Source organism: Haloarcula montana (assembly GCF_035666295.1).
Classification (GTDB): domain Archaea; phylum Halobacteriota; class Halobacteria; order Halobacteriales; family Haloarculaceae; genus Haloarcula; species Haloarcula montana.
Window position 1 is genome coordinate 1,797,063 of the sequence record NZ_CP142027.1, and the last position, 14,035, is coordinate 1,811,097.

Genomic DNA, 14,035 nt, shown 5'->3' on the forward strand with positions numbered 1-14,035 from the left:
TCAGTAGATGAGTTCCGTGCTCGAATCGACCATGTACAGTGTTCGTGCGGCGATGTTGACCGCGTGGTCGGCGATCCGTTCCAGATCCCGGATCGTCAGCAAGACTCGTGAGACGTCGTCGAGCAGTTCCTCGATCGACCAGAGTTGGTCGTCGGTCGCCTCCCGTTCGATGAGGTCCCGGACGACGGTCTCGCTGGCGTGTTGACAGAGCGCGTCGATCTCGTCGTCGTCGGCCGCGATCGTCCGACAGGCGTCGGCGTCGTCGGTCCGGTACGCTTCCAGTGCCCGTTCGACGAGAGCCACTGCGTCGGCCCCGATATCCTCGATGGCGACCTCGGGGAGGATCTCGCCGGTGGCTGCGAGTCCGTAGTTGGCGAGGTTCGTCGCCAGGTCGCCGATCCGTTCGAGGTCCGTGATCACTTTGAACGAGGTCGCCACGAACCGGAGGTCGGTCGCGACGGGTTGCTGGAGGGCAAAGAGGTCGATACAGTCCCCTTCGAGGTCGAGGTACAGGTCGTTGACCTCGTCGTCACCGTCGATAACCGTCCGGGCCAGTTCCTCGTCGCCGGTCCGAATACTCTCCAATGCTAGCTCCAGACGTTCGCCGACGAGAGCACCCATTCCGACTACGTCCGCCCGCAGCGTCGCCAGCCGCTCCTGGTAGGACTCGCGTGACATCGCTCGCTCACCCGAACTTGCCGGTGATGTAGTCCTCGACGCGTTGGCTCTCGGGGTTCTCGAAGATCTTCTCCGTGTCGTCGTACTCGACGAGTTCGCCGCCGGTGAGGAAGACGGCCGTCTGGTCGGAGATCCGGGCCGCCTGCTGCATGTTGTGAGTGACGATGACGACCGTGTACTCATCGCTCAGTTGGGCGATGAGGTCCTCGATCTTCGACGTCGCGATCGGATCGAGCGCCGACGCAGGCTCGTCCATCAGGATCACCTCGGGATCGACCGACAGACACCGAGCGATGCAGAGGCGCTGTTGCTGGCCACCGGAGAGCCCGAGCGCGTTGTCGTCGAGGCGGTCCTGCACCTCGTCCCACAGCGCCGCGTCGCGGAGACACTGCTCGACGAGTTGCTCGCGCTCGGCCGTGTCGCTCCGGTTGAGCAGCCGCGCCAGCAGCCCCGTCTGGAGGTCACCGTGCTTTTCGGGGCCGTACGAGATGTTCTCCCGGATCGACTTCGGGAACGGGTTCGGCGACTGGAACACCATTCCGACGCGCTTGCGTAGTTCGACCAGGTTCACCCCTTCCTGGTAGATCTCCTGCCCGTCGATCTCGACGGAGCCGTCGATCTCGGCGCTCCGGATGCGGTCGTTCATCCGGTTGAGACACCGGAGGAACGTCGACTTCCCGCACCCCGAGGGACCGATGAGCGCGGTGACGCTGTTCTCCGGGATCTCGATGGAGACCTCTTTCAGCGCGTGGTCGTCGCCGTAGTGGACGTCGAGGTCCTCGGCGGCGAGTTTCGTCCGGCCGTCGAACTCGTACTCGCGCCACTCCTCCCGGACCTGTTCATCGGTCTCACCGCTCGTCGTTTCGAGGGGTTGGTCCGACTCGATGCCTGTCTGTTCTGTCGTCTCTGTCGTTTCACTCATGATTGAAGTCGCCTCCGGAAGTAGTACCGCGCGCCGATGCCGATCGCGTAGAACGACAGCACCACCACGAGCAACATCAGTGCCGTCGCCCACTGGAACTGTTCGGGGTTGGTGACGTTGTCACCGAGGCCGACGCCGGCCGTGATGAGGGCGTACAGCTGGAACGGGAGCGCCGTCGTCGCCTGTAGCAGTTCCGGGTTGGCGACGAACGGCGGGGTGCCCGTGAACTGGAAGCCGCCGATCACGTCGACTGTCGACCCACCGGGGACGAACGTCCCGCCGGTCATCGTCAGCAGGATGGGGGCCGTCTCGCCGGCGATCCGACCGACGCCGAGGATGACGCCCGTGACGACGCCCGGGAGCGCGGCCGGGAGGACCACGCTGCGTATCGTCTGCCACTTCGTGACACCCAGCGCGGCGCTCGCGTCGCGGTACTCGTCGGGCACCGCGAGGATCGCCTCCCGGCTCGTGATGAGCACCAGCGGGAGGAGCATGAACCCGAGCGTGAGCATCCCCGAGATCAGCGACTTGTTCCCCCCGAACCGCGGGATGAGGAAGGCGAACCCGAACAGGCCGAACACGATGCTTGGCGTGCTCCAGAGTCCGTTTGTCGCCACCTCGACGGCCTGGGTGAGCCGGCCGCGCTCGGCGTACTCGGTGAGGAAGATCGCCGCGCCGACACCCAGGGGAACCGCGAACAGCACCGCGCCGATCACGAGCCAGATCGTGCCGACGATCGCCGGGAGGACGCCCTGGAAGTCGTTGAGCAGCGCCACCCCGTTCATCACGAACGGGACCGAGAACGGCAGCCCGACCGTGAGACCGAACAGGGTCACGTCCGGTCCCGTCCCCAGTTCGGCGCCGGTCAGTAGCCCCGGAACCCCCTTCATCGTCGTGAACGCGACCAGTACGAACAGCACGCCGACGATGGAACTCGCGTTCAGGTAGATGAGTACGTACGCGCCCATGTGTCGACCGCGGGCGCCGAATCCGCCGTAGGCCTTCGCGGCGGCCCAGCCCGAGATGAGCGCCGCGAACAGCGTCGCCATGGGGATGACGAACTCGGCGGTGAACGAGGCCTGTTGCTCGAAGCTCAGCTCCCACACCCAGGCCGGCCCGATCGTCCCCGTGACGAAGGCGAGCCCCGTCAGCAGCGTGAGCGCACCTGCCGGAAGCGTCGAACCGATATCCTCACGGGGCAGTGCGGTCAGCACGAACGCGCCACCGCCGGCGAGGACGGCGACTGGCACCCACGTCAGTCCCCCGAGCCCGAGCGTCTGGGAGGCGACCAGCCCTCCGACGGCGAACCAGATCGTCGAGAAGACCGTCGCCGCGACCAGCCCGGCGCTCGGGCTCGGCTGTGTCTCGACGTAGCCCAGAAACGAGCCGATCCCGAAGGTGATCACGGCGCCGCCCAGGGCCACGAGGATCAGGCCCAGCAGCGTGACGACCGGCACGCCGGCGACCGGGTCGCTGATGGTGATGATCTCGAACAGCGCCGCCAGCGAGAGGGCGAACAGGAGCGCCGAGAGCGCGACCGCACCCGCCGCGACCGCGTTCGTCTCCGAGACGTCGCCCGTGACGAGGTTCGTCTTCGTCGCGCCTGCCATCAGATCTCACCCCCCAGTTTCCGGCGCATCCGCCACTCGATGTACTGTGCCCCGATGGAGATGAACAACACCGTGATGAACAGGATGACGCCGGCGATGAACAGGGCGTCCATCTGGAGCCCGTCGGCCTCGCCGTAGTTGTTGGCGATGAGCGAGGTGAGCGTCGCCTGGCCGTAGAAGACGTTGTACAGCGGCTCGGTCAGTTGCGGGACCCCCCGAAGCATGACCGTCGCGGCCATCGTCTCGCCGATGGCCCGCCCGACGCCCAGGAGGACTGCCGCGGAGACCCCCGAGAACGCCGCCGGTAGCGTGATGGAGGTCATCGTCTGCCAGTCGGTCGTTCCCATCGCGAGCGAACCGCTTTTCATCGACTCCGGGACGCTCGACAGGGCGTCTTCCGCGACGGAGACGACCGTCGGGAGCGCCATCAGCCCGACGACGATTCCGACGAACAGATACGACCCCTGGCCGGTGGTCCGGAACTGGTCGGCCGCCCACGGGCTCAGGATGGTGAACCCGATGAACCCGTAGATGATGGAGGGGATGCCTGCGAGGATCTCCACGCCCGGCTTGACGACCTCGCGGACGGTCGCGGGGGCGATTTCCGAGAGGAACAGTGCCGCGGCGACTCCGAGCGGCGCGGCGACGGCCGTCGCGATGGTCGTCACCATCACTGTCCCGTGGATCATCGGTACCATCGAGTACCGGATCGGGGGGGAGACGGCGTCCCACTGTGTCTGCGTGAACAACCGTAGTCCGGGGACGGCGACGCCGAACACCGTCACGCTCTCGTACTGGATGACCGGGATCGACTCGACGGAGATGAAGACGACGATCAACAGCAGTATCAGGATCGTCGAGACCATCATCGAGAACGTCAGCACCTGGGCGGTCAGCCCCTGGTGCCGTGCCCAGCCGTATCCAGCGCTGCCCAGGAAGACGGCGAACGGAACGATCGTCAGCGGTGAAACCGCGAGGAAGCCGGCGAGCGTTGCCACCAGCGCGACCGCCATCACGCCGATCGTGACCAGTGCCGCCGGCTCGGTCTCGGTGACGAAGTCGCGGAGCTGCCGGCGCCGCCGCGCCAGCGCGCCCGTTCCGGCGCCTGCCTCGTTCGATGTACGTGTCATAATGTATACTGTATGAAATTAAGTGCGAAGTTCGGAGTGTCCGTCCCCCGTTCGCAGGACGCCGTCTCAGGCCTGGTCCGGCAGCTTCTCGGCCTCGGACTCGATGTCGCTGGTCGGGAGCGGGATGTAGTTGTTCTGCTCGACGAAGACGATCTGACCGAACTCGGTCAGGAACATGTTCAGGAAGGCACCCTCGCGCAGGTCCGTCCCGCTGGGGGTGTCCTCCGTGATCTTCGTGTACATGTGCAGGTCCCGGTTCAGCGGGTACGCGCTGTCGAAGATGGTGTTCTCGGCGTCTTTGTCCGGTTCGTACAGGGTTCCGTCGAAGTCGATCCCGATCGGCTGGACCGACTCACTGGTGAACGCCAGGGCCATGTACGCGATGGCACCGTCGTTGTTGGCGACGGCCTCGGCGACCTGCTGGTTCTGGCCGAACCGGGAGTCGACGCCTTCCATCGAGGCGTCGGCGCTACCCAGCATGTTCAGCCGGAACGCCGTGTCGGTGCCTGACCCTTCCGCGCGGCCGATGACGAAGATCTCCTGGTCCGGGCCGCCGACCTCGGACCAGTTGGTGATCTCGTCCTGGTAGATCTTGCGTACCTGCTCGCCGGTGAGTTGCGTGACGCCGGCATCGTAGATGTCGCTGCTCACGACGACCGGCTGGCCGTCGCGGCCCACGACGTGGTCGACGAACTGCTCTTCGGCCTCGGAGTCGCTGAGGCCCAGCTCGGCCGTGATCGGCCCCGAGGAGTTGCCGATATCGACCAGTCCGTCCCGGACCGCCTTACAGCCCGTCCCGGAGTGGCTTAGACTGACTGTCGCGTTGAACGGCGGGTTCGAGCGCTCGCCCGTCTGGTCGAAGCCGTACAGTCCCGCGAAGTAGTCGGCGAGGTATTCCTCGGTCTCGATCTCGCTCCAGCCGGGAACGGAGCCCTCGTCGTTCGATCCCCAGTACTCGCCGTCGCTCGGCGGGGCGTTGGCGTTCCAGTAGGAGGCGCCCTTGTTCGAGATGGGGTACACTGTCGAGGACCCCTCGGCTGTGAGCAGGTCCGTGTTCATTCCACCGTCGCCACCGTCACTGCTCCCGCCGTCGCTACCGCTTCCGCCGTCACTACCGCTTCCGCCGTCACTACCGCTCCCGCCGTCGCTACCGCTCCCACCGTCACTGCCACCATCGCCACCGGAACACCCAGCCAGCCCTGCCGCCCCGATGGCGCCTGAAGTGAGGAGGAACTTTCGCCGTGATACGCCAGTGCCGGACGCTTTGTCGTCTGACATCAGGCTATCCAAGCCCGTATCGGGGTAAAAGGGCTTGTAATACCTCTATACGGTGGTTTGTCCCGGTACAGAGTAGGGAGTATCAGTCAGTTCATACCTATATTGACATATAGGTCTATATATCGAACCCCCTAGTGACGAGACGACTATATCCGACCATACCGCTCACGAGAGAAACAGTCACGAAACGACGGCTCTGACGGAAAGTATACATCTCGTGGTGAGGAACTCGCGGGTATGAGCGAGAACGGGCTGGTCGGCCGACCGGTCGAGGACGTGATCGAGGCGATCGTCGACCGGGAGGACGACTGCGACCCGAAGACAGTGCGGGAGGCGCTCGACCCGATCACCGACGACGGCGTGGTCACACGCGAGGCAGTCGAGACGGCCGTCTCGGACACGTCCAAGGTGGTCGCGACGGCCGAGACGCGCGTCGAACTCGCCGGAATCGCCTCCGAGGACGCGACGGCGGCGGCCGCCGCGGTCGACGACTTCGAGATCGTGGCGGTCCGACTCGACGCGTACGCGGACCGGCTCGAAGCCGTCGAAGCGCGGGCCGCCGATCTCACCGATGACCTGCGGACACCCGTCGATCGACTGGACGATCCCAGCGCCGTCTACGAGCTGGCGACGGAGCTCCGCGAGGTCGCGACGACCGCACAGGGTGTCGTCCGGACGGCCGACGACCTCGCTACGGATCTGGAGCAGTTCGAGTCGTGGCTCGCGGAGCCGGACCGGCGGTACGACGAGTTCGAAGCGGACGTCGATATCGTCGACGAATCGCTCGACGACTTGACAGCCGCGGCCACTGCACTCTCGACCGACAGCGACGAGCCCGCTGCCGACTGGGCGGACGCGACGATGCGAGCGCGCGTCCTGGAACTGCTCGTCGCCGACCTCCGCGCCGAGCTGACTGCCCTCCGGAGCTGGGCCGACCGTGAGGACGCGCAGTTCCGCGCCAGCCTGGACGACCGGGTGGCCGACGCAGAACGCCGGACCAGGGAACTGAACGACACGCTCGCTGACCACGCCGAACCAGCGTGGCGCGACCGGTTCGACGACGCTCTCGGGGCGTTCGACGCGGAGTTAGACGGGTTCGAGCCGCCAGTCGACTGGAACCGCGTACAGGAGACTCTCGAAGAGCGAAGGGAACAGTCCCTTCCCGGCCGTTAGGAGACCCAGGCCGGACGGTCGACGCTCGTGTTCCCGACCGCTCCGAGCCGATGCCGGATCGTCACTCGGACCGGCTCGCCGCGGACGGTAGTGTCATACTGGACCTGGAGTGATCGGATCAGTCCCGCCTCTGTCACGGCTACTCGTGCGGTCACGTTCCGTGGCTCGCGTACCGAGAGCGGGACCAACGCTGCCGGCAGGGTCGGCAGCTCCCTCGACCGGAGGACGGCTCCGTCGGCGGTCGGTTCGACCTCGTACGTGCCGTCCTCGAGCACCTGCTCGCGGAGCATCGTCCACTGCCGGAAGTGCCCGGGCGCTGACGGGAGTGGTCCCTGCTCGATGCGGGTACCGTCCCCGTCGAACGTACGGACGTACACCGTCGAGCCGTTGGTCCAGAGCTCGCTCTGCCCGATTGTGGGCGACAACGGGCCAGAACTGTTGATCTCGACGCGCTCGAACAGCGTCCCGTTGGCGGCGACCCGCCGGTTCCGGTCGACCCGGGTCGTCCAGTTCGTCCCGCGGATGGTCACTGTCCGGTTCAGGCGGTAGCCGGCCGCCGAGCGATGTTCCGTGTCGGCCGCGAGCAGCCGGTCGGCGTCGATGACTGTTGTCTTCCCGTCCGTCGCGGGCACCCCCGGTGCCACTGTCGAATCCTCCGGGACCGGTGCCGGTGTCCGGCTCTCAGTCGCCATCGTGTCGTCGAAACCGGCAAACCCGCCACACCCCGCCAGCAGCACCAGACCGAGGAGCGCCACGGTGGGCCAGGAATCGGACATTGTCTAAGAGTGAGTCGAGGGCTGGCTTAGTTCTTCCTTCGGGACCCGGTACGTCTCTTTGTCCACGTCGACCTGCGGCAGTCACTACGCAGCGGTGAGCGGAAGCGCCGTCTCCAACCGTCCGAACACACCCCACCTCGGGAACTGTGGGGTCCGTCTGGCGACTGAGTTCCGACGATCGACGGGCATCCGATCTGTCTGCCGGCACCACGGTGAACAACAACCTCTTAGTCCGTGTGTGACACCCGTTTGGGCATGAGCGATCCCGACGCACAGGACCCCGAGGAGTCGGTTCGTGAGGCTGTCGAACGGTCGCGGAGTGGTGCACCCGCGGTCGGGAGTGTCGTTCGTGACCGCTTCTCCTCGGACGAGGTGTTCCAGCGGATCGTCGCAGCCGCCGACGAGGAGATCACGGCGGGCTCCCGGGAACTGTTCTTCAGCGCCCTCGCCGGTGGGTTCGCGATCACTATCACTTTCATGCTGTACGTCTCGATGAAGACCTCGACCGGTTCGGACCCGATACTGAGCGCACTGCTCTACCCGCTGGGGTTCATCTACATCATCATCGGCGGCTATCAACTCTACACCGAGAACACGCTGCCACCGGTCGCATTGACACTGGAACGGCTGGCGAGTATCCCGGCGCTCCTCCGTAACTGGATCGTCGTGCTTGCCGGGAACTTCACCGGTGGGGCGATGGGTGCCGCGGCGCTGGCCTTCGGTGGCGTGCTCTCCTCGGATGCGGGGATGGTCGCGGCCGGCATCGCACAGGAGGGTGTCGCCACGGCCTGGTGGAGCCTGTTCAGTAAAGCCGCCTTCGCCGGCCTGATCGTCGCCGGCGTCGTCTGGGTCGAGTACGCGGCCCGGGACACCATCTCCCGGCTCGTCGTCGTCTATCTCGCCTTCCTCGCGATCCCGCTCGGCGGATTGTACCACTCCGTCGTCTCCTTCACCGAGATGATCTATCTGGTGTTGCTCGGGGACCTCGCGGTCACCGTCGGCCTCGTCGAGTTCGTCCTGCCGGTGTTGCTGGGCAACACTGTCGGTGGCGTCGTCCTCGTCACGGTCGTCAACTACTTCCAGACGACGGAGGAACGGCTCGCCTCGGCACGGTTCGAAGGTGCCGAACGACAACTCTCCGTCTCGGAGTGGGTCCTCGGTGGGCTCGCGGGGCGGTCGTACGTCCCACTGCTCGATCCGGAAGAGGCGCCTGCAGTCCCCGATAGCGGGTCCTATCGCATCCTCGTCCCGATCCTGAACCCTCGCACGGAGACCGACCTCGTCAGGCTGGCGTGTACGCTGGCGAGCCAGCGGGAAGACGCGGTGGTCACCCCGGTCCACATCGTCCAGACGCCGGCCGGCGGACGGGGATACGATACCAGGCAACGCCAGCAGATCGTCGACGAATCCACGAAACTGCTCGACGAACTGGAAGCGGTCGCCGACGAGTACGAGGTCGCGTACGAGAGCTCGACTGTCGTCTCCCAGCGCTCGTTCGAGACGCTGTTCGAGGTCGCACGCCGGCACCAGGCCGACCAGGTCGTGATGCAGTGGGGGGACAACAGAGTGTGGGGTGCCGGGAAAGCGGGGGGATCGCTCAGTGATCTCACCCGAGAACTCCCCTGTGACTTCCTCGTCCTCAAGAACCGCGGGTTCGACCCGTCGCGGATCTTGCTCCCGACCGAGGGCGGTCTCAACTGCGAGTTGAGCGCAGAGGTCGCCACCACCCTTCAGTCCGCGGTCGGGGCCGAACTGTCGCTGTTACACGTCGTCGACGGCCAGCACGAACGCGAAGCGGGCGAGCAGTTCCTGGCGGACTGGGCCCGCGAACACGACCTCGAATCGGCCACCCAGACCGTCGACGACACCGGCGATGTCGAGACCGCGATCGCTCGCGAAGCACGGTCACATTCGCTCGTGGTCATCGGCGCCACCGAGCGCGGACTCCTCTCGCGGCTCGTCCACGATTCGCTCAACCTCTCCGTGATCGACGAGATGGAGTGTTCGGTCCTCCTCACGGAGCGAGCGACACAGCGGTCGCTCACCGAGCGGCTGTTCGGTCGCCGGTGAACAGCGGGAGTGTGGCCAGGGAAACGGCCCGCGCTCGGCCGAGACGGGTCCGCTTCGAGTGCGGCGTGAAACAACGTACACGAAGTCCCTTCAGTCGTGTCCGCGAGTCCTCGCGGTGTCCAGAGTCTGCTCGAAGAGTCCGTCTCCAACGCTGCCCGCACTCTCCGCCGAAACCGCAGTTGGTAGCCCCCTCTCGGCCTGGACGAACACGGGGACGGGCGTCCAGACGTTCACCAGTATCGGCATGGGCAGAAGATGTGCTCCCACCAGCACGATCCCCGCTATCGGGCGCCAGCAGTATCAGTACTGCCACCAGCCGTCCCCTTCCCGAACCGCAGCGAACGCTCCGTCGCTGGCAACATTCTTGCTCCACCCACATATTTTTACCAAGTTCATTCGCATTGATTGGTAGTGTCTGAACGTTCCGGAGACGAGGGCGAACTAGACCGGACGATCGGCCTCGCAGGCGCGGTGACGATAGGGACCGGAACGATGATCGGTGCGGGGATTTTCGTGTTTCCCGGGTTAGCCGCAGGCCGGGCCGGGCCGGCGGCAGCAGTGTCGTTCGCTATCGGGGCCGTAATCGCCCTACTTGTTGCACTACCGACATCCGAACTCGCGACGGCGATGCCTGAGAGCGGCGGTGGCTACTATTTTATCTCTAGGGGGTTGGGCACACTCCCCGGGGCAATTGTCGGCATCGGACTCACGTTCGGTCTCATGTTCGCGTCGGCCTTCTATCTCGTCGGGCTCGGTGAGTACGCCGCCACGATTCTGGTCGAGGCGGGGGTCGTGCCAACGACTGATATCGCAGTCGGCCCGCTCAACGTCGTCTTGCTGTTCGCGGCCGTGGCGGGCATCCTCTTGACGGTTCTGAGCGTCTTCGGGACCGAGAACACCGAATCCCTCCAGAACGCTGTCGTTGGGTTCCTCCTCGCGATTCTTGCCGTCCTCCTCACGGTCAGCGGGCTCGACGTCCTAGGCGTTCGCGGGACATCCCGCGTCCCTGCCCAGCTCGCCCCGAAAGGATTCGGCCCGGTACTGACGACCGCTGCACTAGTTTTCACCTCGTATCTCGGCTTCGCACAGATCGCGACCGTTGCCGAGGATATCGTCGACCCGGATCGGAACCTGCCGTTGTCGATGCTCGGATCGGTCATCCTGGTCGGGGTCCTCTACGTCATCACGTTGCTGATTGCCGGCAGCACGTTCGAGCCAAGCGTCATCGGGTCGATGGGCGAGACGGCAATCGTCGAGGTCGCTCGGGAGTATCTCGGCTTCCCGGGTGTCGTTGTCGTTCTCATCGCCGGGTTGCTCGCGACGATTTCCTCCGCGAACGCGTCTATTCTGAGTGCGTCCCGCGCCCTCTACGGGCTGAGTTCGGACGCGCTCGTCCCACAGGCAGCCGCGACGGTCAACCGGGAGTACGGGACGCCGCACTTCGCACTGTCGTTCGTCGGTGGGGTCACAGTCGTGCTGGTGGTCACTGGTCGAACCGAGGTGCTTGCCGAAGTCGCGTCCTTTCTCCATCTCGTCATGTACGGGCTCATCTGTGTCACGCTCATCGTGATTCGGCGACGTGACCCCGACTGGTACGACCCCGCGTTTCGGTCGCCAGGGTACCCGGCCGTGCCGATCGTCGGTGGGTTTGCCAGTTTCGCACTCATATTTTACATGCAACCCCTCTCACAGGTCCTTGGTATCGCTCTCACGCTGGTCGCCATCGCCTGGTATCTCTTCTACGCGAGGGACATCGAGCTCAAAAACAACCTCTGACAGGTCACGCTCACCTGTTGCGGACGATCAACAGCGGGTCCGAGGATTTGTCGATGACAGTATCGGTCACGTCTCCCAGAATGCGCTCGGTCAGGGAGGGTTCCGACTCGCCGACGATGAGCAGGTCATACTCCTCGGCAGCCTCGATGATTGCGTCCGCCGTCGACCCGGCACGTTCGTTTCGCCAATCGACTCTATGGCCCTCGATTCCCTCGTCTTCGGTCAGCCGATCGGCAGCGCCCCGTACGAGTAGCTCCCCGTGGGAGGCGTCCGCTTCGGCGTCCGCAACGTGATACATTGTTGCGGTCGCATCGCTGCCACGCAACAGACCGCCAACGAATCCGAGAATCCGCGCCAGATTGCTGTCACCGCGTACTGGAACGAGAATGCGGTCCAGTGTGTCACCGACGATACCCGGAGTGAGAACGGCGTCGGCATCGTACTCCGCCGCGATATTGTCGATGGTTTGGGACCGGTCGTGCGTGAACACGACGACGGATTCTACCCCCGCACCGTGCTCGGCGAACCGGTCCGCTATCGCCTCGATATCTGCCGTCGCCGCCTCGCCGAACTGCTCCCGTGCCTGTTCAGTTGCTGTCTGGTCCGGGACGGGATAGTAGCCCAGAACCACCAACTGGTGTGGCCGTAACAGTTTGACGAGCGCATCGGAGGGCTCTCCAGTGTCACTCGCGTCGATAGGAACCAGTATTGTCGGGTCAACAAGTGGCTCTGGCATACATTGTCTCCGTAATCGACAGTACAGTGTATGAGGGTATAGTGGTGTTCCTCGTTGGACTGCCTCACGGATTCGCCCGGATAGTCAACGACGGGCGGTCAGTTCTGTCGGTGATGCTTGACTGGACCGGACCGAAGAGTCGCTCACGCACCGTCGGTTCGCTTTCACTAAGGACGACGAGGTCGTGGTCCGATACCTCCGATACGATTGTATCTACCCGCGAACCACGGTCAGACTGCTGTCGGTGAATTCGGTCGGAATCAATGCCACGGTCGATGAGTCGGTCGGCGACGCTGTGGAGCATGGATTCGGTCGCATCCGGATCGTCGCCGCCTTCGATAGCATGAAACAGCAGGATATCCACGCCACTGTCCCCAAACAGCGTCCCGACCGTCCGCACGATATGGTCTACGTCTGAATCGGTTTTCAGTAACACCAACACGCTATCCGGGGGGTTCGAGCGAACGATGCCAGGCATCAGAACCGCCGTGCTGTCGTATTTGTTCGCGACGCGGTCTATCAACTGGTCCCGGTCGCGGGTAAACACCAGCTCCGATGTCACGGCAAACTCGGCGCCTTCGAGCGGCTCGATAACCGCGTCGAGATTCGCTCGTGCCTCGTCTTCGAACTGGTCCCGGAGCTGCCCGGGTGCCGACTGGTCCGGGACCGGCCAGAACCCGACCACAACAACCCCGTTCGGCGTCAGCGATGACAGCATGGACGGACTGACGTGGCCGCCCCCAGCGATGTCGTCACGGCCCTGCCCGTGGGATTGCGGAGACTGATCCAGTCGCACTGGAATGACGATGTTCGCCTCTGACGGGGCCATATCGTATCGTCACAGCAACATACCATAATACCTGTTGCAGGCCACGGGTGACGTTCGCGCACCATCGAATCGTCATCTCGGGAGGACAGCATGGAACTGTGTTGCGTTGACTGATACGGGGATCCATACTGTTCGGAGCGATGCAGCTATAGTAGCCATTGAAACGATGCACACCCGATCGCACGACTGCTGTGTGATCGGTGTGTAAATCGTTTCAATTGGTACTATAGATGACCTTTTTGACTCCAGCGCCCGATCAATACGGAACGAGCTGTGGCCTCTCAACCGAGAACAGCAGGACCGTGATCGTCGCGCGACGCTCGACCGCGAGTAGATAATAGACGAACTTTTCACCGACGACAGGCTACCGACTGGTGGTGGCGATGACGAGCAGTTACCCCCGCTGAGGCCCATTTTCTATTAATAGATCCTCCCGAGATAGACACAAATCCAATCTCCGAAATCAGTACTTGGATACGTCTACCGACAGTAGTCGAGAGTGATGGCAGCGGGACCAGACTCGTTCAACTACCTCACTACAGAGGACATCCTCTCGATTCACGAGCTGGTTGTCGAGTCGAACGAGGATACGGAGACTGGCGTCGCCTCGACAGGCGACATCGAATACGCAGTCGAGCATATCCGTGAAGGACACTTTGGTCACGTTCCTGAGTCCCTCCACGAGAAAGCGTACCAGCTGCTCCGTCTCATCGTCGTCAATCATCCGTTTGTCGACGGGAACAAGCGAACGGCGCTCATGTCGGTACGTGTCTTCTACGCGTTGAACGGCCGAGAGTTCGCGTACGACCGCCAGGTCAAGGAGATTCTGAAAGCGTTGGCGACGGATGAGACGGCCGTCGAGGAAGGAGTCATTCTTTCCTACCTCCGCGAACACACTGCACCGCTCGAACCGGAATACAAAGCGACTGTCGAGCTCTGGTTGTCACGAATCATGGACGCTGAACGAATCCCGGACGATGTCGAACCTGACCCGTCCGAGAGCAACCGTCACGGCGAACCGAACGATTATCACTCGGACTCGCGTAGTGGGGAGTAA

12 protein-coding genes are annotated in these 14,035 nt (G+C 64.1%); 4 read left to right on the top strand and 8 right to left on the bottom strand.

The features are described 5' to 3' along the window. The 5 genes from phoU to VJ109_RS09405 all read right to left on the bottom strand — a co-directional run bounded on the left by phoU (position 1) and on the right by VJ109_RS09405 (position 5,618). Complete coding sequence (gene phoU / locus VJ109_RS09385; protein ID WP_324756254.1) at positions 1-678, bottom strand: phosphate signaling complex protein PhoU; 678 nt, start codon at positions 676-678, stop codon at positions 1-3. Between the two features lie 7 nt (positions 679-685). Continuing rightward, positions 686-1,600: a phosphate ABC transporter ATP-binding protein PstB gene (gene pstB, locus VJ109_RS09390; RefSeq protein WP_324756255.1), complete on the bottom strand. Its 915-nt coding sequence runs from the start codon at positions 1,598-1,600 to the stop codon at positions 686-688. Beyond that, positions 1,597-3,210 carry a phosphate ABC transporter permease PstA gene (gene pstA, locus VJ109_RS09395; protein ID WP_324756256.1) on the bottom strand — a complete coding sequence of 538 codons (1,614 nt, stop codon included), beginning with the start codon at positions 3,208-3,210 and terminating at the stop codon, positions 1,597-1,599. Before pstA ends, pstB begins: the two co-directional genes overlap by 4 nt. Continuing rightward, a complete protein-coding gene (gene pstC / locus VJ109_RS09400) occupies positions 3,210-4,340 on the bottom strand; it encodes a phosphate ABC transporter permease subunit PstC (RefSeq protein ID WP_324756258.1) in 1,131 nt (376 codons plus the stop codon). The genes pstA and pstC overlap by 1 nt, the downstream gene beginning before the upstream one ends. A 66-nt stretch (positions 4,341-4,406) precedes the next feature. Continuing rightward, complete coding sequence (locus VJ109_RS09405) at positions 4,407-5,618, bottom strand: substrate-binding domain-containing protein (protein WP_324756259.1); 1,212 nt, start codon at positions 5,616-5,618, stop codon at positions 4,407-4,409. 237 nt (positions 5,619-5,855) lie between these two features. Between VJ109_RS09405 and VJ109_RS09410 the strand changes: the two genes are divergently transcribed. After that, positions 5,856-6,791: a hypothetical protein gene (locus VJ109_RS09410; RefSeq protein ID WP_324756260.1), complete on the top strand. Its 936-nt coding sequence runs from the start codon at positions 5,856-5,858 to the stop codon at positions 6,789-6,791. Here the strand turns inward: VJ109_RS09410 and VJ109_RS09415 are convergent. After that, positions 6,788-7,567: a DUF7537 family lipoprotein gene (locus tag VJ109_RS09415; RefSeq protein ID WP_324756261.1), complete on the bottom strand. Its 780-nt coding sequence runs from the start codon at positions 7,565-7,567 to the stop codon at positions 6,788-6,790. The two genes, VJ109_RS09410 and VJ109_RS09415, sit on opposite strands and share 4 nt — an antisense overlap. Positions 7,568-7,822: 255 nt before the next feature. Between VJ109_RS09415 and VJ109_RS09420 the strand changes: the two genes are divergently transcribed. Both VJ109_RS09420 and VJ109_RS09425 read left to right on the top strand, forming a co-directional pair. Continuing rightward, on the top strand, positions 7,823-9,637 hold the full coding sequence (locus VJ109_RS09420; protein WP_324756263.1) for a formate/nitrite transporter family protein: 1,815 nt from the start codon (positions 7,823-7,825) through the stop codon (positions 9,635-9,637). A 411-nt stretch (positions 9,638-10,048) separates the two neighbouring features. After that, positions 10,049-11,413 carry an APC family permease gene (locus tag VJ109_RS09425; RefSeq protein WP_324756265.1) on the top strand — a complete coding sequence of 455 codons (1,365 nt, stop codon included), beginning with the start codon at positions 10,049-10,051 and terminating at the stop codon, positions 11,411-11,413. Between the two features lie 10 nt (positions 11,414-11,423). On the opposite strand, the gene VJ109_RS09430 is transcribed toward VJ109_RS09425, so the two are convergent. Both VJ109_RS09430 and VJ109_RS09435 read right to left on the bottom strand, forming a co-directional pair. Next, positions 11,424-12,149, bottom strand: coding sequence for a universal stress protein (locus VJ109_RS09430; protein WP_324756267.1), 726 nt, complete (start codon positions 12,147-12,149; stop codon positions 11,424-11,426). Positions 12,150-12,213: 64 nt separating this feature from the next. Then, positions 12,214-12,978, bottom strand: coding sequence for a universal stress protein (locus tag VJ109_RS09435; RefSeq protein WP_324756269.1), 765 nt, complete (start codon positions 12,976-12,978; stop codon positions 12,214-12,216). Positions 12,979-13,480: 502 nt separating this feature from the next. Here VJ109_RS09435 and VJ109_RS09440 point away from each other — a divergent pair. Beyond that, a complete protein-coding gene (locus tag VJ109_RS09440) occupies positions 13,481-14,035 on the top strand; it encodes a type II toxin-antitoxin system death-on-curing family toxin (RefSeq protein WP_324756271.1) in 555 nt (184 codons plus the stop codon).

Bases quoted from the DNA above. Each gene is read 5' to 3' on its own strand.
- VJ109_RS09405 (WP_324756259.1), bottom strand. From the start codon at position 5,618: ATGTCAGACGACAAAGCGTCCGGCACTGGCGTATCACGGCGAAAGTTC.
- pstB (WP_324756255.1), bottom strand. From the start codon at position 1,600: ATGAGTGAAACGACAGAGACGACAGAACAGACAGGCATCGAGTCGGAC.
- VJ109_RS09440 (WP_324756271.1), top strand. From the start codon at position 13,481: ATGGCAGCGGGACCAGACTCGTTCAACTACCTCACTACAGAGGACATC.
- VJ109_RS09420 (WP_324756263.1), top strand. From the start codon at position 7,823: ATGAGCGATCCCGACGCACAGGACCCCGAGGAGTCGGTTCGTGAGGCT.
- phoU (WP_324756254.1), bottom strand. From the start codon at position 678: ATGTCACGCGAGTCCTACCAGGAGCGGCTGGCGACGCTGCGGGCGGAC.
- pstC (WP_324756258.1), bottom strand. From the start codon at position 4,340: ATGACACGTACATCGAACGAGGCAGGCGCCGGAACGGGCGCGCTGGCG.
- VJ109_RS09410 (WP_324756260.1), top strand. From the start codon at position 5,856: ATGAGCGAGAACGGGCTGGTCGGCCGACCGGTCGAGGACGTGATCGAG.
- VJ109_RS09430 (WP_324756267.1), bottom strand. From the start codon at position 12,149: ATGCCAGAGCCACTTGTTGACCCGACAATACTGGTTCCTATCGACGCG.
- VJ109_RS09415 (WP_324756261.1), bottom strand. From the start codon at position 7,567: ATGTCCGATTCCTGGCCCACCGTGGCGCTCCTCGGTCTGGTGCTGCTG.
- VJ109_RS09435 (WP_324756269.1), bottom strand. From the start codon at position 12,978: ATGGCCCCGTCAGAGGCGAACATCGTCATTCCAGTGCGACTGGATCAG.
- pstA (WP_324756256.1), bottom strand. From the start codon at position 3,210: ATGGCAGGCGCGACGAAGACGAACCTCGTCACGGGCGACGTCTCGGAG.